Here is a 22,704-nt window from a genome sequence, read left to right on the forward strand (position 1 = left end):
AAATTTTGAAGCGGTGATTTCATGGATACCAGGGAAAAGATAAGGATACTTTCGGATTCTGCAAAATATGACGTATCATGCTCATCATCGGGAAACTCGAGGCAGGGCAAGCAAGGTGCGCTTGGTAATGCTGTCCAGGGAGGGATATGCCATAGCTTCACGAGCGACGGACGATGCATCTCACTCCTCAAGATACTTATGACCAATTACTGCATTTATGACTGCGCGTATTGTCAGAACAGGGTCTCAAACGACATAGAGAGGGCCTTCTTCAAGCCTGAGGAGCTCATTGACCTTACCATGAGCTTCTATAGGAGAAACTACATCGAAGGTCTCTTCCTGAGCTCTGGAGTCATAAAGAGCCCCGACCACACCATGGAGCTTATGGTCGAGATTCTGAAGGCGCTGAGGATAAGGGAAAAGTTCAATGGCTACATACATGTCAAGGGAATACCGGGTGCCAGCCCGTATCTCATCGCAGAGGCGGGTAAATTCGCGGACAGGCTGAGTGTAAACATAGAGCTTCCAGAGGAGGCTGATTATGCCTCCCTTACCCCACAGAAGAACCGGGAGCTGATACTTAGGCCGATGGCCCAGATTTCAAGGAAGATAAGTGAGAACACTGAGGAGAAGAGGATATTCCGATACTCCGAGGACTTCGTTCCTGCAGGCCAGAGCACTCAGCTTATAGTTGGCGCGACTCCGGCTACAGACGGGAAGATACTCACTTTAAGCGGAGGTCTCTACAAGGCCTACGGGCTTAAGCGGGTATACTACTCGGCATACATACCTGTAGGAACGAGCGCACTGCTGCCTAAGCTTACAGCACCTCCTCTCCTGAGGGAGCACAGGCTATACCAGGCAGACTGGCTCCTTCGGTTCTACAAGTTCCAGACAGAGGAGCTTGTGTCTCCGGATGAAAACCTTGATGTCAATGTGGACCCGAAGACCCAATGGGCACTCCGGAACATGCATCTTTTCCCGGTTGAGGTCAATCGCGCAAGCTTTGACATGCTCCTGAGGATACCCGGAGTCGGACTTATCTCAGCAGAGAGGATGGCAAAGGCAAGACGGCTCTCCCCTCTCACCTGGGATGGACTGAAGCGTATGGGTATAGTCCTTAAGCGGGCAAAGCACTTCATATTGGTCAGCGGCAGGTATTACGGCTCATTTTCACAGGATCCTGACATGATCTACAGCGCATTATCCGAAAGGAAGGATGAGATACAGACAGACCTCTTTGACAAGATAGACACACAGGAGCCAGCAATAAGGATCAAATCACATGTTCCAAAGCTTATCCAGGAGCCTGTTCCATTGCCGGGAAAAAGAGCAGCGCTCGCTGGAGGTGAATCATGAAGGTCATGCTATTTGATGGCAGCATGGGTGAGCTTCTTTGTGCAGTCTACCTGGTCTACTATGGAAAGCTTCCTCCAAATCTCCTGAGACGGGATGAGTACCAGCACAACCTTCTTGATGAGCCGGTAGACGTCCTTTACTCAGACGAATCCTTTACCAAGGTAAGGGATGCCATGGTCAGAAGATTTGACAGGGAGACGCTGGATACCATAGCATACTGCCTTGCCAACAGCAATAAGGAAGCGCCTGCCGTAACGCTGAGGTACATTATAGCTTGCTTCGGCAACAAGGCGAAGAAGGGCGATTTCCAGGATGAGGCCATAATGAAGGCGGAGAGGCTGTCAAGGCAGGCATCCCTGGAAACCCACAGGTTCACTGGATTTGTAAGGTTCTCAGAAAAAGGCGGAGTATATGTATCCAAGATCTGCCCTGACCATGATATCCTTGAGTTCCTCGCTGACCATTTTACTGACAGGTACAGCGACCAGGATTTTCTGATATATGATGAGAAGAGAAAAAAGGCCCTCCTCCACCATGATGGTGAAACCACCATAAGGACAGGTGTGGAGCTTGACCCAAGATATATCATTACTGACAATTTCACTGAATTCTGGAGGGAATACTACGGGAACATAGCAATAAGGGAGCGTGCCAATCCCAGACAGCAGAAGAGGTCTATGCCGGTCAGATACTGGAAGAACCTGGTGGAGACCGGAGAGCTTGAAGAAAATGGGAAGAAATGACCGTCCGGGTGCCGGACGGTCATCTGTCTAATAAAAGTGATTTAATCAACCCGAAAAATTCCCTGACATGATACTGGACTACGACACTTGGCGGAGAAGGGGAACCTAAGGTCCCTGCATCCCATCCGAGCTTCCTGGCGATGAGCTTCGCCCTCAGCATATGGAAGTCATTGGATACAATTAGCAGCCTTCTACCCTCCTGTCTGCCGCCAAGAAGGCTCAGGCTGTTCCTTATGTTCTCGAAGGTATTTGTGGACTCCTCTTCGAGGATGACCCTGTCTTCTGATATGCCCCTTTCTACCAGGTATCTCTTCATTGCAATGGCTTCTGCCACATCCTCTCCCATGCCCTGTGCACCTGAGACTATTATGACCGCCTCATGGTTGGACTCAAGGTATTCCAGAGCCTTCTCGAGCCTGAGGGACAGCGCTGGTGACGGAGTGCTTCCATAGACCCTTGCCCCGAGTATTATGACTATGTCAGCCTCATTGTCATAGGGCTTCCTTCCGTATATGAGTATAAGGGTTTCCACAGCGATGAACGCTGCTGCCATGATTATTAGGATGACTGTTAGCAGCTTCCTTGCCATATTGCGCTCCTTTCTAGAGCTTGAAAAGCTTCCTTGTTGCGGATTTCGCCGCTTTGCCGAATGATGAGACTATGATTGCGGAATTCTCCTTTATTATGCCTCCCAGGAGAGATACAGCCTCGAGGGTTGCCGAACGCCTCAGGAGCTTCCTGTCGGTCTCCACTGTGCTTGCGCAGTATCTCTTTGCCATTGCTCCAACCCGAAGTGAAAGCATAGCATTGACAGAGCCTTCTGTTATCGAGTTCGCTATGAGATTTGTAATGTTCACCGCTCCCGGAAGAAGGCTTCCAAGTCCGCCGCCAAGCACTGAAGCGAGTATCGGCTCCAGCTGCTCATCAAGGAGGTCAAGGTCTTCAATCCCTCTTGCAGCGAGCACAGTAGCCCCGATGTTTCCATAGAGGAAGGCAAGGTCACGCATACCAGGCCTCTGCCTGTATATCCTTGATATGTCCCATACGGTCCGCGTTATGCTTGAAAGCACGAACACCCCATCCAGTGAGCCGTTCTGGGAAATGGCAGTAGTCACGAAAACAGCGGAAGCGCTGGACTTGATGACCTTGTCCGCTTCAACCCCCAGGATAAATAGTGCCTTATCGATCTGCGATGACAGCACATCCGTATCATTGAAGGCAAAACCCTTATCTTTCAGGATCCTGTTAGTGGAAAGGCTTTGCCTCAAATCTTCAAGGTATGCCGCATATTCAGGGCTTTCCTTGGATTTGGGCAATTCAGGCCTTTTCCTGAGTCCAAGAAATGCCGCGACAGGAACAGAAATTATTGCCATGAAGCCTGCTATGATAAGTGCAAGAACCGCATATCCGAAATACGGGTGAATCCGTGATGCCCGCTCATATATTGAGGCAGCCTGGTCAACCGCGCTTATGACAACGAGGAATATGATGGTAAGCGATAAATAGACAAGGATCTTCTTTATGGTTTTTGCGGTATCGTCCATTTTTCCCTCCTATTGCAGATCCCTCTGGCGCCAGGTCATTTCGATTATTGAGAGCAGCGTTCCGTCCTCATCCAGGATCTCATGATAGGAATCCTGCCCGGTAAGACATGCCTTTGAGACTATATGGCCAAGCGGCATCTTTTCCTTCTTGTAGACAATGGTGAGCTCAAGCGGATGATTCTCGATCAGGAATGATTCATCCAGTGGAGTCTTCAGAGTTTCCATGGCCCATTCCACATACTTTACATTGTTGACATGACCATTTGGGTCAATTTCTCCGAACCTTATTTCAATGACCTTCTCCGAGGTCCAGGTAACGTCCTTGCGTCGTCTGAGGGCTTCAGTGTCTATGCTGTCAAAGATCGCCTTCTGGGAATCATTAAGGCTCCTGTCCTTACCGATGTAAGAATCGGCGATTGATTCAGGGATCCTGGCCATCCTTCTCTTCTCAAGGTCGATGACAAGCCATTGGGCAACAGCGGTTCCCACGACCTTTCCGGTATCATCGGAAATGCTGTAGTACCTGTAGGAGCAGACACCCTTGTCGAAAACGGCAAAGGTAAGGAACTTCAGGTCCCTTGCGTAGTATCTTGTCTCCTCGAGCCTCACCTTCCATTGCCTGAGCACCCACATGAGTCCCAGTTCGTCCATGTAGTCTGGCTCGAAGCCAATGCTGACGGTATGATACATCGATACAGTGCCAAGCATCTGAAGAAGTGAATCGAACCTTATGTCAGTGAACCTGTCCACATCCCTGTAGTCTATCTTAATGGATTTCTCAAAATCCTTCATTGGCTTCCCCCTTATCCAGTACATCCTGAGTGCAGCTGGTGACCATGCACATCAGACCGAAATCCCCTCTGTCGCGCCTGTAGGAGTGAAGCAGACCGGGTTCGGAATAGGTCGACAGGTCTATCTGTAATATTTCATCCTTAGGAATTCCCCTGCCGGTAAGCATCCTTGCGACAAGGTCTCCAAGGTCAAGGTGATATTTCCCGTTATCAAGGGCTTCATACCGGATATTACCTTCTCCGAATTCATCTCTGAAGAGACTGAAGACATCTTCTCCAATCTCGAAATCGCTGAATCCTATGTGAGGTCCTATGATTGCCGCAATATCGGAAGGGTTGCTTCCATATGATTCCACCATCCTGATGAGAGCCTTTTCGGTCACCTTTGCCAGAGTACCCTTCCAGCCTGAATGGATGTTGGCATGCACCTTATTCCTGGTATCGAAAAGGACTACAGGCACACAGTCTGCGAAGGTGGTTGAAAGCGCTGTGCCCCTAAGCCTTGTAACCATGGCGTCCCCTTCACCAAGAAGCCTGCCGAGTGGGTGAGGTATGCCCTCTTCATTCGAATTTATTTCAATGACAATATCTGAATGGACCTGGTCCATGAAGAAATGAGGAGCCTTCTCCAGCTCCATTGCCGAAAATACCTTCCTGAAACCTTCCGCAACGTTCTCCATGGACTTTGCGGTCTTTCTCCCCATGTCCATTGACCTGGTCGTGAACATGACCTTCAGCCCCATCTCTTCAAACTGCGGGACTGTGATGTACCTTGAATCTCCATGCTCTATAATCCTATATTCCATAGTTTCCTCCGTATAATGAAAAGTATAACAAAAAAAATCGACCAGCGACTTTAAGATTTCATTAATTGAACCTTATCCATGGACATGATCTTCTTCATGGTGTAGAATCTCATGAGACGACACTAGGAGTGATTTGAATGGAAATGGTTATTCTTGTAGATGAAAAGGACAATGAGGAAGGTTCAATGGAAAAGATGGAAGCCCATGTCAGGGGAGTTAAGCACCGGGCCTTTTCAGTGTTCGTATTCGATTCTGAAGGCAGGCTTCTCCTTCAGAGGAGAGCGCTGGACAAGTACCATTCAGGAGGCCTCTGGACAAACACATGCTGCAGTCATCCGAGACCTGATGAAACCTCAATTGGGGGAGCTCATCGCAGACTGATTGAAGAGATGGGCTTTGACGCTGAACTTGAGCATGCCTTCGAGCTGAGCTATGAGGTCAGGTTCGACAGCGGCGTATGGGAGAATGAATATGACCATGTTTTTGTCGGCTGGTATGACGGTAATTATGGAATTGACAGTAATGAGGTACATGAAGCGAGATGGATTCCTATCCCTGAGCTAAGGGCAATGATAGTGAGTGAACCTCAGGTCTTCACCCACTGGTTCAGGCTTATCATGGAAAACGAAGGATTCCTCAGGCACATCGAAAACATGGGAATCAGCATCTGAATTTTTTGGGCAAAATTAATTGTTTGTTCAAATAGAGATAATACCAGTTTCTTATTTCCTGGATATCATTATAGAAGATACAGCGGGGTCTGGTTACCTGGAGGACAGCTCCAGTAAGCAATCCGGTGTATTGACAGTTCCATGTCGAATGAGCTGGAGGCAAACAGTGCTTCCAGCTCACTTTTTTGTTTTTGTCCTGACAGCTATTTCTGGACAATCCTTTCCGGAAAAGCCTGCTTTCCTGAGACGTTCCACATCTTTCCGATATAGGCTGCGGTATACATCTGTTCCATATGGTGATGGATTGCTGCAGATTTGTCAGTCAGCTCATAGGTTTTGTCCTTTCTGGTCAGGAAACCGGGCACTTCAGCAATTGCAATCTCCAGTCCGTACATCCTTTCAAGGGGTGCCCCAACAATCCTCTTGAACTTTTCTGGATCTGTCTTTAGTGCATATGGGCTCCAGAAAAGGAAGCAGACTGCCCGCTGGCGCTTGGTGAAGTCAAGGGTCATTGAAGTCGGGAGAGACCCCTCATTTAGCCTGCTGATACAGGCATCCATTGAAAATGTGTTTATCTTGCAGGTACCCTTTATATGAGTTGTTGCTGAGACCCAGAACCCCAGGAATGCATCCCTGTGACTGACGAGTATTTCGTTGTCACCTGCTTTGCAAAGGTACATACTGAGGTCCTGGCCAGGCTCATTTCGCTGCAGCTTGCAGCCAGGTTCCCAAGCATCCGCTTGCATTGGCTTGTATGAATTGTCTGCAATGGCTCAGAAAAGCTTAAAAGGCCGTCAATAATGACGGCCAGGCAGATTATAGTGTTTTCTAGTACTGCGTTCCAACCTGTGGAGTTGAAAGCACCTCATATATCTCAGTGAAGGTTGCTGTTGAATATGCCTTGACCCATGGGTTAAGGAATCCGAGCGCAAAGGCGCTCACCATGTACCAGCCTATGAATGAAAGGTCAGTAATCAACATGGCTCCCTTGCTTCCAAAGGTCATCCTTGAGGAAAGCTCCTGTGCCTCCTTCTGTTTCATTGCAGGATTCTCCGCCAGGATCCATGGCACATAGTAGTATTCATATGACTTTATTATTCCGGGTATGATTAATAGCAATGTCCAGAGGAATATCTTCAGGTTCGTAATGAATACTGCAGACACGATGTTCATGTAGCTTCCGTCACCAAATACGGAGAACAATACGCCAAGGTCAGCCCTGTCCTTGTTCCTTGATACGGTGAGGAAATATCTCGAAAGCCCTACTACGATTGGTCCGCCGACGAAGATTGAAATCAGGATTCCTGCTATACCGGCTAACGATCCCATCCACAGGTAAGGGAGGCTCAGGAGCCAGTTGAAATCCTTCTCCACTACGCCTGGCATACCTCCTCCGACATTGAAGTCCCATTTGAAGTTCCCTACCTGTATCGACCTGTTTATTGAGTCGCTGCTGTAGGTAGATGCGACATCTATGAAGTTCTTGCCCGCGAGCACCAAGTATATGAGGGCAGCTATGCCAGCCATGAGGAATATTCCTTTTAGCGAAGACTTCGCCCTCATCTTCATCTCTTTTCTGTCCCAGGTCAATCTAACCTTCCCCCTTTTTTGCCACAAGAACTGCGAGTGCGATGGAATTGAGCTTAACTCTGCTTGAGTCAGCCCTTGAAACGAGCACTATAGGAACTTTGGCTCCAAGGACAAGCCCGGCGCTGTCCCCTCCAGCCATGTATGTCATTGACTTTGCAAGGATGTTACCTGCCTCCAGGTCCGGAACAAGCAGCATGTCTGCGTTTCCGGCCACAGGGCTGTCATAGCCCTTGATCCTTGCTGCTTCTTCAGATACCGCAAGGTCGAAGGAAATCGGCCCTTCAATTATGATCTCCTCAAAGCCTGGCTTTCCTGACATTTCCTTCAGGGCCAGCCCGTCAATGGTGCTCTGCAGCTTGGGGTTCACCTTCTCAACTGCACTGAGGCAGGCTACCTTGAAGGGGCTTAGCTCCAGAGCATCTGCAAGTCTCTTCGCGTTCCTTATCATTACGCTTTTTTCATATAATCCAGGGAACATCACTACTCCCCCGTCCGAAACCATGAGGAGCTTGTCCCTGTCACTGAACCCGAAGGTCATGACATGTGACAGAAGCCCTCCATCCTCCACGAGCCCCTCAGAAAGGACCGCCTTAAGGATCACCTTGGTATCAACAAAGCCCTTCATAAGAATCGAGGCACCGCCTTCGCTGCAAGCTTTGCAGGCTGCCCTGCAGGCTTCCTCGTCAGAAGGACAGCTGACAATGGAGAAGCATTCTGGGTCGGTTCCCAGCTCATACAGGATGGTGCTGATTTTCTCCCCGTCGCCATAAAGGATCGGCTCCACCAACCCTTGTGACACTGCGCTCAGGATAGCTTCAAGAACTTCCCAGTCGCCTGCGCAGGCGACTGCAGTCCTTACGCTCTGGCCTTTGGCCGATGTAATGATTTCAGTCAGGGTTCTCATTATATGCCCTCCGAAGTTTCGTTAACTTACATTCAGATTATAAACAAGTATTGTTAAAAGTGAATTAAAACCATATATGTTCTAGTAGTTTATTGATGACTCTTCGATAGATCCGATGTCCTTTGAACCAGTAAGGAGCATAGCCCCCCTGAGTTCGGACCGCAGCTTGTCAGCATACAGTGAAACACCTTCAGCACCGCCGCCTATGGCATATTGGGCGAATGGCCTGCCGATGAGCACACCATCAGCGCCAAGCGCAAGCATCTTGAATACATCAACGCCTGACCTGACACCTCCATCGACGAAAATGACAGCTTTTCCTTTGGCGACCTCAGCAATGGTGCTCAGCACGCTGCAGGTCGCAGGAGTGCTGTCGAGAACCCTTCCGCCATGGTTTGACACCACGATGGCATCAGCACCTGCCTGGATCGCAAGAAGGGCCTCGCAGGGCGTCATGATGCCCTTTATTATGAATGGCACCTTCAGCGCCGCCTTTATCTCCTTCAGGTCCTCAAGGGTCTTTGGATCAACCCTGTGTCCATGCATCTTCAATGTGTCAAGTCCGCATGAGTCGATGTCCACTCCGATTGCTATCGGATCAGACTCCATGGCGAGCTCGATACGAGAAAGAAGTTCGCTGTTGTCCCATGGCTTTATGAACACTATGCCCCGGACCTTCTTTTCCTTGAGGGCTGCAATATTTTCCTCGATGAATGACTTGAAGGCCGAATCCCCCACCATCGGTATGATCCCTGAGTTCCTTGAGCCCTCAATAAGACCTGTAATATATTCCCTTTCTGTCATCTTGTTCCCCATGTTGATCGCAACTCCAGTGACTGGGGCTGGGAATACAGGGATCGGCATCCTGACTCCGAAAAATTCTGCCGAAGTGTCCGGCTCCTTAACGTCATGGATGGACCTCATGTTGAGGGTTATTTTCTTGAGCTCGCTATAGTTGTTCATGAATGATGAGCCAGTGCCTTTACCTCCCATACCCGGGACTTCTCCCCTGCAGGCAACCCCGTTGCACTCAGGGCACATCCTGCACTGCGGCATCATTAGTTCCTTCGCCTTTTGTGATACTTCCTTCAAATTCATCTGATCAACCTCCAAAAATCATTCTCATCAAATACTTCTATTCCGTTTTCCAGAAGAAGTTCACAGGCAATGCCATTGCCTTCAACTAACATTCCGTCAAACGACCCGCCATAGATCATTCCCCTGCCGCAGGACGGGCTCCTGGCCTTGAGGATCGCCTTTAGGGCTCCTTTCTCCAGGGAGATCTTCAGAACCTTCTTTGCACCTGAGCTGAACTCATGTGTTACGTCTCTCCCGTCTATTGTAAACACCCTGCCTTCACGTATCTCAGACCTGGGTCTCGGTATCGGAAGTCCGCCGAGTACCTCAGGGCAGACTGGTATCAGCTCATACTTGCCTGAAAGGCCGATTATTCCTTCAACTGATTTGCCGGTTCCGTCATACCTTACCTTTTCGCCAAGCAGGCAGGCGCTGACAATTATCTTTTCCATGCTTATGCTCCTATCTCAGTGTGACGATTGTGACACCCTGTCCGCCTTCACCATATTCTCCCGGCCTTGATTTCCTTACATGCGGATGATTCCTCAGCATCTTGCCTATTTCATCCTTAAGCACACCTGTGCCAATGCCATGTATTATCGTGACCTCTGTAAGTCCCCCCAGGCTGGCCTCATCCAGGTACATATCCACCCTGTAGGCAGCCTCGCCGGAGTCAAGGCCCCTCACATCGCATGATGAGGAAACTGCCTTGAGGTTCAGCCTGACTTCCCTCTTCCTGACCTGCTTCTGTTCCTTTGTCTCTTTGGCTTCAAGAAGGTCGCTCATATGGACGTTCATCTTCATGATCCCTGCCTGGACCTGGACGTTCCCGTCCCTGTCTGGCCTTGTCAGCACCGTTACCCTCTGGTTGAGAGTTGCAAGCAGCACCTCGCTTCCAGGGGTAAGGTCCTTTGCGGCAGTACCTTTGACGCGCTCCTGTTCCCTTTCTTCTGTGCCCTGGCTGTCGAGGCCTGACTGTATCTTTTCCCTGATACCCTGCAGCTTTTTCCTTCCTTCGGTGCTGTACCCGGATTTCTCAAGCTCGCGTAGGTCCTTGAGTATTTCGTCAGACTTTTCCTTGGCTTCCCTGAGATATCTTCTGCCTTCCCTCTTTGCATCCTGAAGTGCATTCTCCCTTATCTCGTCTATCCTTGATAGCTTCCTGTCAAGCTCCTCCTGCTTCCTCTGAAGGGCGACCCTCAGAGCCTTTGCTTCCTCAGCCTCCCTTGTTGCCTTCATGCTGTCGGTCTGGAGGTTTTCAAGCAGGTCTTCAAACTTCAGGGTCTCGCTGTCAATGAAGCCCTTTGAACGTTCGACAATGTAGTCAGGAAGTCCGAGCCTCTTGGAAATGAGGAAGGCATTGGATTTCCCGGGAACGCCTATAAGCAGCCTGTAGGTAGGCCTGAGTGTCTCAACATCAAATTCCACAGACGCATTTACTGTACCGGTACTTTTCAGCGCATACACCTTGAGCTCGCTGTAATGGGTTGTGGCGATGATCCTCACCTTGCGTTCCTTCAGGGTATCAAGGATTGCAGCAGCCAGAGCTGCACCCTCGGTAGGGTCAGTGCCTGCTCCAAGCTCGTCAAATAGCACCAGTGACCTCTCATCTGCCTTGTCGATTATGGATACTATGTTGGTCATATGGGACGAGAAGGTTGAAAGGCTCTGTTCTATGCTCTGCTCGTCACCGATATCGGCATAGATCTCCTGGAAATTGCCGATTGATGAACCCTCATTCACAGGGATCAGTATCCCTGCCATAGCCATCAGGTGAAGCAGGCCCACTGTCTTCAATGTAACGGTCTTTCCTCCGGTATTCGGGCCAGTGATGACTATTACCGTGTGGTCGCTCTTCATGTATATGGTAGACGGAACGACCACATCCTTCGGTATGAGGGGATGCCTTGCCTGTACAAGCTCAAATGAAAGGTCGTCCTTGACCTCGGGCCTTGTGCCGTCAACGGACATGGAATACTTCGCCCTGGCGAATATCATGTCCAGCTCATATATTGCATCTGCATTCCTTGTCACTCCTGCAATATTTGACTGTACCCTTCCTGAAAGCATCCTGAGGATCCTCTCGACCTCAGCCTTCTCCTTCAGCATGAGCTCCTTGATCTCATTGTTAAGGTTAACGAGGCTCATGGGTTCAATGAAAAGCGTCTGTCCGGTGGCGCTCTGGTCATGGACCAGGCCCGGGACACTGCCCTTGTGTTCAGATTTTACAGGCAGCACATACCTGTCACCCCTGACAGTATAAAGGTTGTCCTGAAGGAACTTTTCATTGGACCTCACAAGAGACTGGATCTTTTCCTTGACGCTGGAAGTCTTGTCCTTAAGTGCTCTCCTGATTCCGAAAAGCTCAGTGCTCGCCTTGTCCGAGACTTCATTCTCACCTATTATCGCGATGAATATCTCATTTTCCAGTGCCTTGTATGGCGTGACACCATACAGTATCTCCCTCAGGTGCCTGTGGCTGTCCGAGGAGCCGACGTAATCCTTGAATTCCCTGCTGCTCTTAAGTATGTTGGCTATCCTCAGAAGTCCTGATGCTCCTGTAGAACCTCCCTTTCCTATGAACTTCAGCGTGTCCCTGACATCATAGATACCTTCGAATGGTGCCGATCCCTTGGAATAAAGGAGGGCAGCAGCCTCCTCTGTCTCCGACAGCGACCTTTCGATATCCTCCCTGTGCTCATAGGGCTCCATCAGGGATATCATGTCCGCCCCCGCGGAACAGACAGCATATGATTTGACCTTTTCGATTATCTTGAAGTATTCGAGCTTTTCCATGCTCTTTCTGTTCACTATTCAACACCCCTCTTGTAATGTCCCCTGTTGAAGTCAGATGTGCTGAAGGCCCTTTCCGCAAGGAATGCGCTGACAAGCTCAAACGCTTCGTGATGGCTTTCCAGGGTAAGGTCAATCCTGAAGGAGGAGAAGCCGAGAAACTTCAAATCACTAACTGAATCAAGGATGTTCTTCGGCTTGGAATTCATGATGAAGCTCCTGCAGAACCAGTCTGTCATTACCCTGAATTCCTCACCCATCCTGTCCCTCAGTGAATAGCTTTCCCTCATGCAGGCCTGGTTGCAGGCTTTCTCCCTTGTCATTCCTCCAACCGCAGCCCCTACTGGGCAGTATTCACTGTGCATCAGCTCCTGTCTTCCATAAAGGATGCACATGAGGGCATCCTTACCTTTAAGTTCCTTAAGCTCAGACCTGTTGAGCTCTTCACTGACAGTGCCGCCTGATAGTTCATCGCCAAAAATATCAAGGCTTGAACTGTTGAACAGGTTCAGCTTATAGTCCCCGATTACCGGACAGATGCCTTTGAGGGCTCTTACAAGCCCCATGTTGGAGGTAAGCACGCCTTTTATGGATCCGGATTCGGCAAGCCTCCTGGCTGAAGCAAGGACCATGTCGAACTCCCCCTTAAGTATCGATGAAGCCCTCAGGTAAAACCTTACATCAGGGTTCGCACCTGCAAGACCTTCAAGCGATTTGAGGTCAACATACTGGATACCTCTGTACCAGGGGTAGACGGCTATATCCAGAGCACCGGCATCAAGTGCGGCCTTAACCTGTTTTATTGTGGCAGCAACAACAAGCTTTGATGGAATGGAAGGATGGGATACCCTGCGAGCAGCACCGGATACCTTCCTTTCATGGACAGACCTCTTTGCAGCCGATACCCGGTATGCAAGAAGCTGTTCAAGGAGGTCACGCCTCATTGCATTCAGCTCTGAAACCGGCAGGAAGCCATCCTCGAAGACATCAGGAACAAGCTCTGATATGAAGTATGGTCCCTCCGTCTTTTTCATGGCTTCTGTGATCCTGTCAAGGCTCAGAGGTGCCTTCATCGCAGTCTCCACTGTCCGGGAACTGGCCTTGAAAATCCTTCCATCGAACTCTGTGCTTATTTCAGCTTCCCTTCCTGGTGCGAATTTAAGCCTCGCAGTGACAGGGAGTTTTCTTCCATATCTGTTCTCATAGCTTTTTGAAAGCTCATCCATCAGTCCCTTGTCAAGTGTCTTGTAGAGTGTGCCTGAAGGAAGCCTCCTGCTGCTGTCAAGCTTTATGGTATCTCCTTTTCCTGCCGATTCAACGGTTTCCCTGCCTGAATACATCCTGGAGACAGTCTGTCCTTCGTCCCCGACCCTTACACCATCACCCTTTGACAAAGGCTTCCTGAGCTTTATGGTTCCGTCTGGAAGTACAGTACCTATCTCAAGCCCTGCATTCTTCGGATTCTTGAAGGCCATCATGTCCCTGCCATGCCTGCCTTTGAACCAGCCATCAGAAAAACCTTCCCTGTTGAATACCTGGAGCAGCTCTTCGCGATGCTTAGGGTCAGACTTCCCATCGAGCTCCTCCCTGAAGGCACGCACAGTTTCGGCGACGTACTCAGGTTTCTTCATCCTGCCTTCTATCTTCAGGGAAGATGTCCCGGCAGCCCTGATGTCTCCGATCATGTCTATAGCTGTTATGTCCTTAGGGCTCATAAGGTAAGCCGATGCAGCCTTTTTCCCTTCTGAATCCATCAGGTCATATGGAAGCCTGCATGGCTGTGCGCATCTGCCCCTGTTGCCTGACCTGCCTCCAAGTATTGAAGACATTAGGCACTGTCCAGAATAGCTTATGCAGAGTGCACCATGTATGAAGACCTCAGTTTCGACCCCAAGATCCATGCTTATATGACGGATCTCCTCCAGGGACAGTTCCCTGGCCAGGACAATCCTTTTAATTCCTTTTTCAGTGAACCATAGTGCGCCTTCACCGTTGTGAACAGAAAGCTGAGTCGACGCATGAAGTTCAAAGTCCGGAAGAAATCTCCTCAGGTTGGATACGAGCCCCAGGTCCTGGACAATCAGAGCGTCAACTCCGATCCTGTATAAAAATTCAGCATAGGAAAGAGCCTCATCCATTTCGCTGTCCTTGATGAGGGTGTTGATAGTTATATATACCCTGACTCCGTAGCCATGGCAGTAATCCACTGCCTTTTCAAGCTCTTCATCAGTGAAGTTCGAAGCATATGCCCTGGCTGAGAATCTTGTACCACCAAGGTATACCGCATCGGCACCGTTCTGAACCGCCGCAACCATAGCTTCTATACTCCCCGAAGGAGCAAGGAGTTCTATCTTATCCAATTCATTCAACTCCAAAATTTATTTCCCTATAGATTATACCACAGGAACAAGGGACAGGCACAAACCCTTGTACCTGCCCCCAACTCCGGAAAGCCATATCTTCATAAGGCTAGTCTTCCGTTGTCAATGACGCGATTGAAGCCAGCATTATCTCCATTACCCTGAGGCTTGCAGTTATCATGATCCTCACAGTACCTTCTGATTCAATGTACTGAGTGGCCATCTTCGACCTTCCGTACTCCGATGGCTTTGAGTTCATGAGCGCAGTTACCGTGTTCACGATCCTTAAAGCTTCACTGTGGTCAAGGACCTCTATGTCTACCACCGAAGATACGGTTATCTTCCTCTCGTCTCCATCGAAGCCTGATTTCCTGACCGGTTCCTTCTCGGAACCTCCTGTGAACACAGACAGGTCATGACCGGTGACCCTCCAGCCCTTTCCGACCTTTGCAGCCTTAAGCTTGCCTTCCCTTATATATCTCTGTATGGTCTTGGGATGCATGTTAAGCATCTCTGAAATCTGTTCAACGGTGTAATACTTCTCATTCATTTCTTAAAACTCCTTTCACGTGATGTTAATGCAATTATAGGTAACAATAAGGAATAAATCAATAGGATTTTCAAATATTCATAAATTAATGCGAACCAAAGGGTAAGAATATCTAATGATCAGCCATTATGCAGTTATCTCAAACATACTGCAAAAATTTCTCGGAACATTAAGAAACGGTATGGTAGATATTCCAGCCGTTATAGTCCCTGTTGAGTAATCAAGAATTTTTCTGATTCTAAAAAATTGAATGAAAGATGACTTCTGAAGTTGCAAATGAGTCATGATAAGGTGTAATCTCTATAAGTATGGAATTTTTAATCTGTTGCGAGGTATGAAGTATGGATATTTCTATTATTTTAGATACGATGATGGTGCTATTCGGGATAATGGCACTTGGCTACGGGGCAAACAAGGCTGGAATCCTTGACGAGGTATCAAACGGAAGGATTTCAAGGCTTGTACTTAGCATCACAACACCGCTCATGATCATCAAGGCTGTATTCAGCGAATCGCTTACAGGCGACAAATCTGAAGTAGTGACAATCTTCCTGCTGGGGCTGGGGATGTACGCAATACTCCCTCTATTCTCAAGGATCGCTGTCAGACTGCTGCGTGTGAAGCCCGATGATTCAGGAACATATGAGATGATGCTGATTTTTGCAAATACAAGCTTCATAGGATATCCAATAATGAAGTCCCTGTTCGGTGACTGGGCGGTGTTCTACAGTTCGATCCTCAATATGCCGTTCAATTTCCTCGTATTCACATACGGTGTCTACCTGGTTTCAAGAGGTTCAAAGGACAGCCTCAGGTTCGGTTTCAGGGAGATACTGAATCCCGGGGTCGTTGCCTCGCTTGTTGCGCTTATCCTGTATTTCACTGGGATCAGGCTTCCTTCAGGCATCATCAGTATCATGAGCCTGGTCGGTGACACGACTGTACCTCTCTCGATGCTGACAATAGGGTCATCACTGGCACTCATTCCGGTAAAGGATCTTTTCAGGGAGCCAAGGCTTTATGTGCTTTCCGTGATAAAGCTCCTGATAATGCCATCGGTCTGCTATGTGCTGCTAAGTATTGTCCTGAAGGACCAGTTCCTTGTCAACATGATCACAATAAATGTCGGACTTCCAGCAGGTACCATGACAGTCATGATCAGCAGCCAGTACAATGGCAACACCAGGATGGCCTCCATCGGCGTTTTCATAACCACACTGGCCTCGGTAGCCACACTTCCTCTTATCGCATACCTGTTCATGTCATGACATGATGGAAACACTGGAAAAGCAAAGATCCCGGTACCGATATGGTCCGGGATCTTTGCTATGGATTAGTGCTTCTTGCCTTTTCCCTGATTACGGGATTTCGTTCCTTCTTGTCCTTGACCTGGTTGATCTGCGTATCGAAAAGCTTCTTCTGCAGGTCCAGGACCTTGTACTTGTATGACTGGAGCTCGAATTTCAGCTCCTTGTTCATCTTTGAGATGTGTTCATTGTCGTCCCTGTACTCACGGGCGCTTTCCGAGGTCAAATGAAGCTCGGTCTCAAGCCTCTTGATCTCCTTGTCCTTTGCAAGCAAGTCGTCACCTTCATTGTTCTTTCTATCTTCCAATGCTTTTGCAAGGTTTTCGTTCTCGCTTCTGAGCCTGTCTATCTCCAGCTTCAGGTCGGATATTTCCTTGTTCAGGGATGCTGCCCCGCTTTCAACGCTCCCCGCCTGGGACTTTACAGTCGTAAGCTTATCTTCCGCCTTCAGTTTCTCATCAACAGCATTCATAGCCGCAAGCACTGCAGCCGACTGGGTGCTGATCATGTAATTCTTCTCGAGTATCGACTCGATCATCTTGTTAACTGTGGTTCCCACCCTGCGCAAGTGTTCCTCGGTCTCATTGCCCTTGATGCTGTATTCAGTTCCATTGATTCTCATGGTGACCCTGTTCAAAGAAAGACCCCCCTTTAATTTGACCCGCTTTAAGATATATGATACACATTTGGCAGGACCTCTGCAACCTTCAGGGAAATTTTACATCCGGTTATTGCATCGATTTGTTCAGCCATGCCTGTATGAAAGAGCTCCGAAGTGCTATGATGAAACAAAGGAGTGATCTTATGAAGCATACTATATCAAACGGGAAAATTGAAGCGACCTTTGAGGACCGCGGTGCGGAGCTCCTGAGCATCAGGGATGCAGAAGGTGAGGAATTCGTCTGGCAGGGAGATAAGAAATACTGGACATACCATGCACCGCATCTGTTTCCGGTTGTGGGAAGGCTCATAGATGACACGCTTCATCATGAAGGCAGGCACTTCAACATGGTGAGGCACGGATTTGCCAGGGTCTCTGATTTTGAGGTGGTTTCCTCAGCTTCGGACACTGTTTCGTTCAGGCTGGCTTCAAGCGACGAAACCCTAAAGGCATATCCATTCAGGTTCGAATTCTTTGTGACATACAGGATCAAAGGGGTTAGCCTTGAAGTTGAATACAGGGTTAGAAACAGGGATGATGGCCCAATATGGTTTTCAGTAGGAGGACATCCTGCATTTCAGGCGCCCAGGAGCGAAGGGGAAGAGTTTACGGACTACTACATCGAATTTAGCGCCATGGAGACACTCATGTCAAAAAGGATACTTCCATCAGGCTTCATGTCAAGGAATCTCGTAAGCATAGGAACAATGGAAAGGCTTGACCTTTCATTCAGCCTGTTTGATGATGATGCCCTTGTATTTGGGAATCTGAGTGAAAACACCATCTGGCTTAAGTCAGCAAGGAGCAATAAGGCAGTAAGGTTCGATTTCCCCGGATTCCCACTCCTTGGAATATGGACAAAGACTGGAGGAGCACCCTTCATATGCCTCGAACCATGGTTCGGCCACGCTGACTATGAGGATTTTTTCGGTGACTTCAGTCGCAAGGAAGACAATGTAAGACTTGATAAGGATGGCGAATTCAGGGCATCCTTCACAATAACACTAGAATAGGAATGAAAAGAAGCGCAAAATCTGCGCTTCTTTTCATTTGGAATACTTATGTGGTTGTTTTCCGGTCTAGAAGGTTGCCCCGATCCTGTAAATGCCGAATTCCCTGTGTCCAAGTTCCTCAGCCTTGACCAGCTTTCCGTTTGACACTTCAACTATCATGTCAAATAGATCCCTGCCGACTTCCTTTATTGTCTTGCCTTCAGAAATTACGCTGCCGGCATTGAGGTCTATGTTGACCTTCATCCTCCTGTAGGTCTCAGGATTGCCTGTAAGCTTGATGACAGGGGCTATGGGGCTTCCTGTAGGAGTTCCTCTCCCGGTCGAGAATACGATTATCTGTGCCCCTCCGGCTATCATGCCCGTAATGGAGTCTATGTCCTCACCGGGAGTATCCATGAAGTAAAGGCCCTTCTTAGATGAAGGAAGCTGTTCACCATATTCAAGGACTCCCTCGAAATCGCTTTCACCTGCCTTGAACATGCATCCAAGGGATTTTTCCTCGATTGTTGTAAGTCCGCCTTCGATGTTCCCGGGAGTAGGCTGAGTCCCCCTCAGGTCTGAGCCCATGGCGACAGCCTTCTTCTCCACATCATCGACCATCTCAAGGAATCTCCTTCTTGCCTTTTCATCATGGAACCTCTTCTCAAGAAGGTGCTCCGCACCAATAACCTCTGTTGTCTCACTCAGTATGCAGCTTCCCCCATGACCGATGAGGATGTCCGAAGCCGCTCCTATCACAGGATTGGCTGTAATTCCAGATGTGGGGTCGGACCCTCCGCACTCAAGCCCGAGGATGAGCTCGTTTATGTCAAACTCGCTTAAAATTGCTTCCTTTGCCTTTTCAGCAATCTTTTCGAGCAGCTTAACACCCTTTTCAATGGTGTTTGGAGTACCGCCCTCATCCTGGATGATTACTGTCTCAATTGGCTTTCCAGTATCCCTTATGCCATCCGAGATAATATTCGCCTGTATTCCCTCACAGCCCAGACCTACGACAAGCACACCCCCTACATTAGGGTTCCTTCCGAAACCGATGAGTGTCCTTATAGTCTGGACAAGGTCAGCCCCCACCTGACAGCAGCCATGCTGGTGAGGTATGGCTACGGCACCGTCGACCCGTGACGCTATCCTGGAAGCAGTCTCAGAAGCGCAGACTGAAGCAGGTATGACAAGAATATGGTTCCTTATTCCGAAGCTTCCGTTTTCCCTTGCATATCCCCTGATCCTCATTTGTCCCCCCTGCCTCTCAGGCTTTCAATATTGTGGACATGGGCATGGGTTCCTTCTTCGATATCCTTTGCAGCCCTTCCTATGACCTCTCCGTACTTTATGACCGGTTCACCAACTCTGATTAAGGTGAGTGCTATCTTGTGGTACTGCGGAATATTCTCATTTACAGCAATCTCGTGGCCTTCTACAATTACCTTCTCTCCAGCTGAGAGAGGTCTCAGGGTGGTAGCCAGGTTGTCCTTTGCATCAAAGTGAACTATTGGATTCATGTTGCCTCCTTCTTCAAGGTTTCAATATTGAAGTAAGTTTTCGTGTATAGTCTTCAATGCGCGATATGACATCATATTCTCCATCCTTCACGCACCAGTCGAATGAGACTCCCCTTGCAGTAATCAGAAGGAGATCCATAATCTCATCAGTTGTCATATCATTGGTTATATCTCCTATTTCCTGTCCCCGGGCTACGACCTTCCTGAGAAGCTCAACCATATAGCGCGCTTGTGCAGCGTACATCTTGGACTTAGGACTGAAGAGCTGCCTCTGAAGATCCGTGCCTGTCATGTTGATATACATTCCGTAATATCTGAAGTAAAGTACGATATCATCAAGGCCATTTCCCTTCATCAGGTGTTCCTCAACGACATCCTTGAAATAATCATCGGCTTTCTTGAATATCTCTACCAGAATATCGTACTTGGTTACAAAGTAGGAGTAGAACGAACCTACGGAAACCCCGGCATTCCTGCAAACCTCACTTACAGTGAAATTCTCGTAGCCCTTTGTCTTCATAAGGTATATGGCTGACTTGTATATCCTGTCCCTGGTCTCTTCAGCCTGTATCCTTCTTTTGCTGTTTTCCTTCATTGCAGACCCTCCCAATCAGGATTTTGCTTTTATTGACAGCAGGAAGGCCGCTTTTTAGCGGCCTATCTGGTTATCTCAGAACTGCCCCAAGCTGGTACTCAAGGCTCCTGAGGATCTTGTCATGGACCTTCTGGACCTCTCCGTCAGTTAATGTCCTGTCCTGATTCCTGTAGACCAGGCTGTATGCTATTGATTTTTTGCCTTCCGGAACCTGTAATCCCTTATAGACATCGAAGAGCTTTACGCTTTCGAGGAGGGCTCCGCCCTGCTTGGTTATCACTGCCTCAATCTGGCCTGAAAGCACAGAATCATCAACAAGCACCGCAAGGTCCCTTGTAATTGCCGGGTACTTAGGAAGCTGGCTGTACTTTCTTGCAAGCGATGCCTTTCTGTAAAGAGTATCAAGGTCCAGCTCCAGTACGTAGCACGGAACATCTATTCCATAGTTGTCCAGAACTGAAGGGTGGATCTCGCCGAATGTGCCGATGGCTTCGCCTGCAGCCGATACGTCTGCTGATTTTCCCGGATGGTAGGCTACCTTCTTCGACCTGTCGTAAGCTACCTTTTCTATGCCGAATTCCTCGAAAATCGTCTCAAGCAGACCCTTGACCTCGAAGAGGAGGTCTCCGCCATACATGCCGACGGTAAGGACTTCCTTCTCAAGAGGAAGGACTTCATTCCTGTCCAGGTATATCCTGCCGATTTCAAACAGGGCTGCTTCAGGATTGCTCCTTGTCAGGTTCCTTGAAAGGTTTTCCATCATTGAAGGTACGGAGGTTGTCCTCATTATCGAATAGTCCTCTCCAAGGGGATTCCTTATCTCGACTACTTTCCTCAGGTCTGAATCAGCAGGAACAAGCACCTTGTCAAGGTCCTTCCTTGATATGAACGAGTAGGCAATGGATTCATACAGTCCGGATGCGACTAGAACCTGCTTCAGAGTATCCCTCATCCTCTGGACAGGATACTTTCCGCTCCTGACAGTCCTTATGGAAGGTACCGTAGCTGGAATCCTGTCATATCCATAGATCCTCGCAATCTCCTCGGTGATGTCCTCCTTTATGTTAAGGTCACCCCTGAAGGTCGGAGTAGTCACGGTAAGAATGTCACCATCAAGCTCTGCCTTCATGTCAAGGCTCTCAAGTATCCTTACCATCTCTTCTCCGCTTATGTCTGTACCTATGAATGAGTTCACATAGCTTACACCAAGGGAGATAGTGTTCGGTACCCTTCTCGCATTGTACACATCGACAGTTTCAGAGACAATGTCTCCAGCCTTTAGCTCCTGCACCAGGCTGCAGAACCTGTTCACTGCAAGCTCGCAGAGGTTGGGGTCAATATCCTTGTTGAATCTCAGGGATGCTTCAGTCTTGAGGCCAAGGAAGCCCTCTGACCTTCTTATGGATACTCCGTCGAAGTTTGCCGCCTCAAGGATTATCCTCGTGGTATCTTCCTTTATCTCCGAATCAAGTCCGCCCATGATTCCTCCAAGCCCTATGACCTTGGAATCATCCTGTATGAGAACTGTGCCGGAGTTTAAGGTCCTCTCGACTGAATCAAGTGTTGTGAACTTGGTCCCTTCAACTGATTCCGCTATCCTTATTGTTCCTGAGGTGATCTCCCTTCTGTCAAAGGCGTGAAGGGGCTGGCCAAGCTCAAGCATTACGAAATTCGTCAGGTCGACGATATTGTTTATAGGCCTTACCCCGGCTTCAAGAAGCCTTGACTGGATCCATTCAGGGCTTTCCTCTATCTTAACGTTCACGATCTCTTTTGCCATATACCTTCTGCATTTGTCGGTATCGATTGAAACGGATACCGGCTCATCAGAGACTGCAGTTGCCGTATATGAATAACCGGGCTGTCTTAACCTCAGTCCAAGGGTTGCTGCCGTCTCCCTTGCCATTCCGAGCATGCTGAGACAGTCTGGCCTGTTGGAGGTTATCTCAAGGTCAAGCACTCCGCCGTTCAGGCCGAGGACATCCTTGATATCTTTTCCCAGAGGTGTTCCATCCTTGAGGATCATCAGGCCATCGCAGGTACCCTCTTCGGCGAGACCAAGTTCCTCCATGGAACAGAACATCCCATTGGATTCAACTCCCCTGAGCTTGCCCTTCTTTATCTTCAGACCTCCCCAAAGGGTGGAGCCATGAAGCGCAACAGGAATGGTATCCCCTTCCTTCATGTTGGTTGCTGCTGTCACTATTTGAATAACTGACCCGTTTCCGGTATCCACCTGGCATACGAAGAGCTTGTCAGCTTCGGGATGCTTTCCTAGCTCAACTATCTTTCCGGTGACTACATTCTCGATTATCTTGAAAGTCTCCTCGATGCCCTCGACCTTGGAGCCTGACATTGTAAGCCTGTCACCGAGAGTCTTTATGTCTATATCTACATCTACGTAGTCTTTCAGCCAATTCACAGGTAATTTCATATTCCGT

Annotated in this window: 22 protein-coding genes; 5 read left to right on the plus strand and 17 right to left on the minus strand. The window is 48.7% G+C overall.

What is annotated here, in order from left to right:
- The first annotated feature begins 21 nt into the window (after positions 1–21).
- Positions 22–1,359 carry a putative DNA modification/repair radical SAM protein gene (locus T472_RS12175; RefSeq protein WP_023383263.1) on the plus strand — a complete coding sequence of 446 codons (1,338 nt, stop codon included), beginning with the start codon at positions 22–24 and terminating at the stop codon, positions 1,357–1,359.
- Positions 1,356–2,102, plus strand: a complete 747-nt coding sequence (locus tag T472_RS12180) for a TIGR03915 family putative DNA repair protein (protein ID WP_023383264.1) — start codon at positions 1,356–1,358, stop codon at positions 2,100–2,102. Before T472_RS12175 ends, T472_RS12180 begins: the two co-directional genes overlap by 4 nt.
- A 19-nt stretch (positions 2,103–2,121) precedes the next feature.
- On the opposite strand, the gene T472_RS12185 is transcribed toward T472_RS12180, so the two are convergent.
- The 4 genes from T472_RS12185 to T472_RS12200 are packed head-to-tail and all read right to left on the minus strand — an operon-like array spanning position 2,122 to position 5,243.
- Positions 2,122–2,691, minus strand: a complete 570-nt coding sequence (locus T472_RS12185) for a YdcF family protein (protein ID WP_023383265.1) — start codon at positions 2,689–2,691, stop codon at positions 2,122–2,124.
- Between the two features lie 13 nt (positions 2,692–2,704).
- Positions 2,705–3,646, minus strand: coding sequence for a DUF697 domain-containing protein (locus tag T472_RS12190; protein WP_023383266.1), 942 nt, complete (start codon positions 3,644–3,646; stop codon positions 2,705–2,707).
- Positions 3,647–3,655: 9 nt separating this feature from the next.
- Positions 3,656–4,438, minus strand: coding sequence for an acyl-[acyl-carrier-protein] thioesterase (locus tag T472_RS12195; RefSeq protein WP_023383267.1), 783 nt, complete (start codon positions 4,436–4,438; stop codon positions 3,656–3,658).
- Positions 4,425–5,243, minus strand: a complete 819-nt coding sequence (locus T472_RS12200; RefSeq protein WP_023383268.1) for a purine nucleoside phosphorylase YfiH/LACC1 family protein — start codon at positions 5,241–5,243, stop codon at positions 4,425–4,427. Before T472_RS12200 ends, T472_RS12195 begins: the two co-directional genes overlap by 14 nt.
- Before the next feature lie 137 nt (positions 5,244–5,380).
- On the opposite strand from T472_RS12200, the gene idi reads away from it, so the two are divergent.
- A complete protein-coding gene (idi, locus tag T472_RS12205) occupies positions 5,381–5,914 on the plus strand; it encodes an isopentenyl-diphosphate Delta-isomerase (protein WP_023383269.1) in 534 nt (177 codons plus the stop codon).
- A gap of 203 nt (positions 5,915–6,117) precedes the next feature.
- Here the strand turns inward: idi and T472_RS12210 are convergent, their stop codons facing one another.
- The 8 genes from T472_RS12210 to T472_RS20525 form a co-directional block, all read right to left on the minus strand.
- On the minus strand, positions 6,118–6,660 hold the full coding sequence (locus tag T472_RS12210; RefSeq protein WP_052011810.1) for a hypothetical protein: 543 nt from the start codon (positions 6,658–6,660) through the stop codon (positions 6,118–6,120).
- A gap of 82 nt (positions 6,661–6,742) precedes the next feature.
- Positions 6,743–7,504, minus strand: coding sequence for a DUF975 family protein (locus tag T472_RS12215; protein ID WP_023383270.1), 762 nt, complete (start codon positions 7,502–7,504; stop codon positions 6,743–6,745).
- A 1-nt stretch (position 7,505) separates the two neighbouring features.
- Positions 7,506–8,408 (minus strand): phosphate acyltransferase, encoded by a 903-nt coding sequence (locus T472_RS12220; RefSeq protein WP_023863621.1) that lies wholly within the window; start codon positions 8,406–8,408, stop codon positions 7,506–7,508.
- An 81-nt stretch (positions 8,409–8,489) separates the two neighbouring features.
- A complete protein-coding gene (locus T472_RS12225; protein WP_023388227.1) occupies positions 8,490–9,506 on the minus strand; it encodes an alpha-hydroxy-acid oxidizing protein in 1,017 nt (338 codons plus the stop codon).
- Positions 9,503–9,937, minus strand: a complete 435-nt coding sequence (locus T472_RS12230) for a 2-thiouracil desulfurase family protein (protein ID WP_023388228.1) — start codon at positions 9,935–9,937, stop codon at positions 9,503–9,505. Before T472_RS12230 ends, T472_RS12225 begins: the two co-directional genes overlap by 4 nt.
- A gap of 10 nt (positions 9,938–9,947) precedes the next feature.
- Entirely contained in the window at positions 9,948–12,296 is a 2,349-nt protein-coding gene (locus tag T472_RS12235) for an endonuclease MutS2 (RefSeq protein WP_023388229.1), read from the minus strand.
- Entirely contained in the window at positions 12,296–14,638 is a 2,343-nt protein-coding gene (locus T472_RS12240) for a U32 family peptidase (RefSeq protein ID WP_023388230.1), read from the minus strand. The genes T472_RS12235 and T472_RS12240 overlap by 1 nt, the downstream gene beginning before the upstream one ends.
- Positions 14,639–14,747: 109 nt before the next feature.
- Positions 14,748–15,188 (minus strand): helix-turn-helix domain-containing protein, encoded by a 441-nt coding sequence (locus T472_RS20525; protein ID WP_023388231.1) that lies wholly within the window; start codon positions 15,186–15,188, stop codon positions 14,748–14,750.
- 341 nt (positions 15,189–15,529) lie between these two features.
- Between T472_RS20525 and T472_RS12250 the strand changes: the two genes are divergently transcribed.
- A complete protein-coding gene (locus T472_RS12250) occupies positions 15,530–16,456 on the plus strand; it encodes an AEC family transporter (RefSeq protein WP_023388232.1) in 927 nt (308 codons plus the stop codon).
- A gap of 58 nt (positions 16,457–16,514) precedes the next feature.
- Here the strand turns inward: T472_RS12250 and T472_RS12255 are convergent, their stop codons facing one another.
- Positions 16,515–17,132, minus strand: coding sequence for a cell division protein ZapA (locus T472_RS12255; RefSeq protein WP_023388233.1), 618 nt, complete (start codon positions 17,130–17,132; stop codon positions 16,515–16,517).
- Positions 17,133–17,299: 167 nt separating this feature from the next.
- On the opposite strand from T472_RS12255, the gene T472_RS12260 reads away from it, so the two are divergent.
- Positions 17,300–18,169, plus strand: coding sequence for an aldose 1-epimerase family protein (locus tag T472_RS12260; RefSeq protein WP_023388234.1), 870 nt, complete (start codon positions 17,300–17,302; stop codon positions 18,167–18,169).
- Between the two features lie 66 nt (positions 18,170–18,235).
- Here the strand turns inward: T472_RS12260 and T472_RS12265 are convergent, their stop codons facing one another.
- The 4 genes from T472_RS12265 to pheT form a co-directional block, all read right to left on the minus strand.
- Complete coding sequence (locus tag T472_RS12265; RefSeq protein WP_023388235.1) at positions 18,236–19,399, minus strand: UxaA family hydrolase; 1,164 nt, start codon at positions 19,397–19,399, stop codon at positions 18,236–18,238.
- The gene (locus T472_RS12270; RefSeq protein ID WP_023388236.1) at positions 19,396–19,668 is read right to left on the minus strand and encodes a UxaA family hydrolase; all 273 of its coding nucleotides are present in this window, start codon (positions 19,666–19,668) and stop codon (positions 19,396–19,398) included. The genes T472_RS12265 and T472_RS12270 overlap by 4 nt, the downstream gene beginning before the upstream one ends.
- A gap of 13 nt (positions 19,669–19,681) precedes the next feature.
- Positions 19,682–20,263: a TetR/AcrR family transcriptional regulator gene (locus tag T472_RS12275; protein WP_023388237.1), complete on the minus strand. Its 582-nt coding sequence runs from the start codon at positions 20,261–20,263 to the stop codon at positions 19,682–19,684.
- A 70-nt stretch (positions 20,264–20,333) separates the two neighbouring features.
- Positions 20,334–22,697 (minus strand): phenylalanine--tRNA ligase subunit beta, encoded by a 2,364-nt coding sequence (gene pheT, locus T472_RS12280; RefSeq protein ID WP_023388238.1) that lies wholly within the window; start codon positions 22,695–22,697, stop codon positions 20,334–20,336.
- Between the last annotated feature and the right edge of the window lie 7 nt (positions 22,698–22,704).

The sequence above is a fragment of the Youngiibacter fragilis 232.1 genome (assembly GCF_000495435.3).
Lineage (GTDB): Bacteria > Bacillota > Clostridia > Clostridiales > Clostridiaceae > Youngiibacter > Youngiibacter fragilis.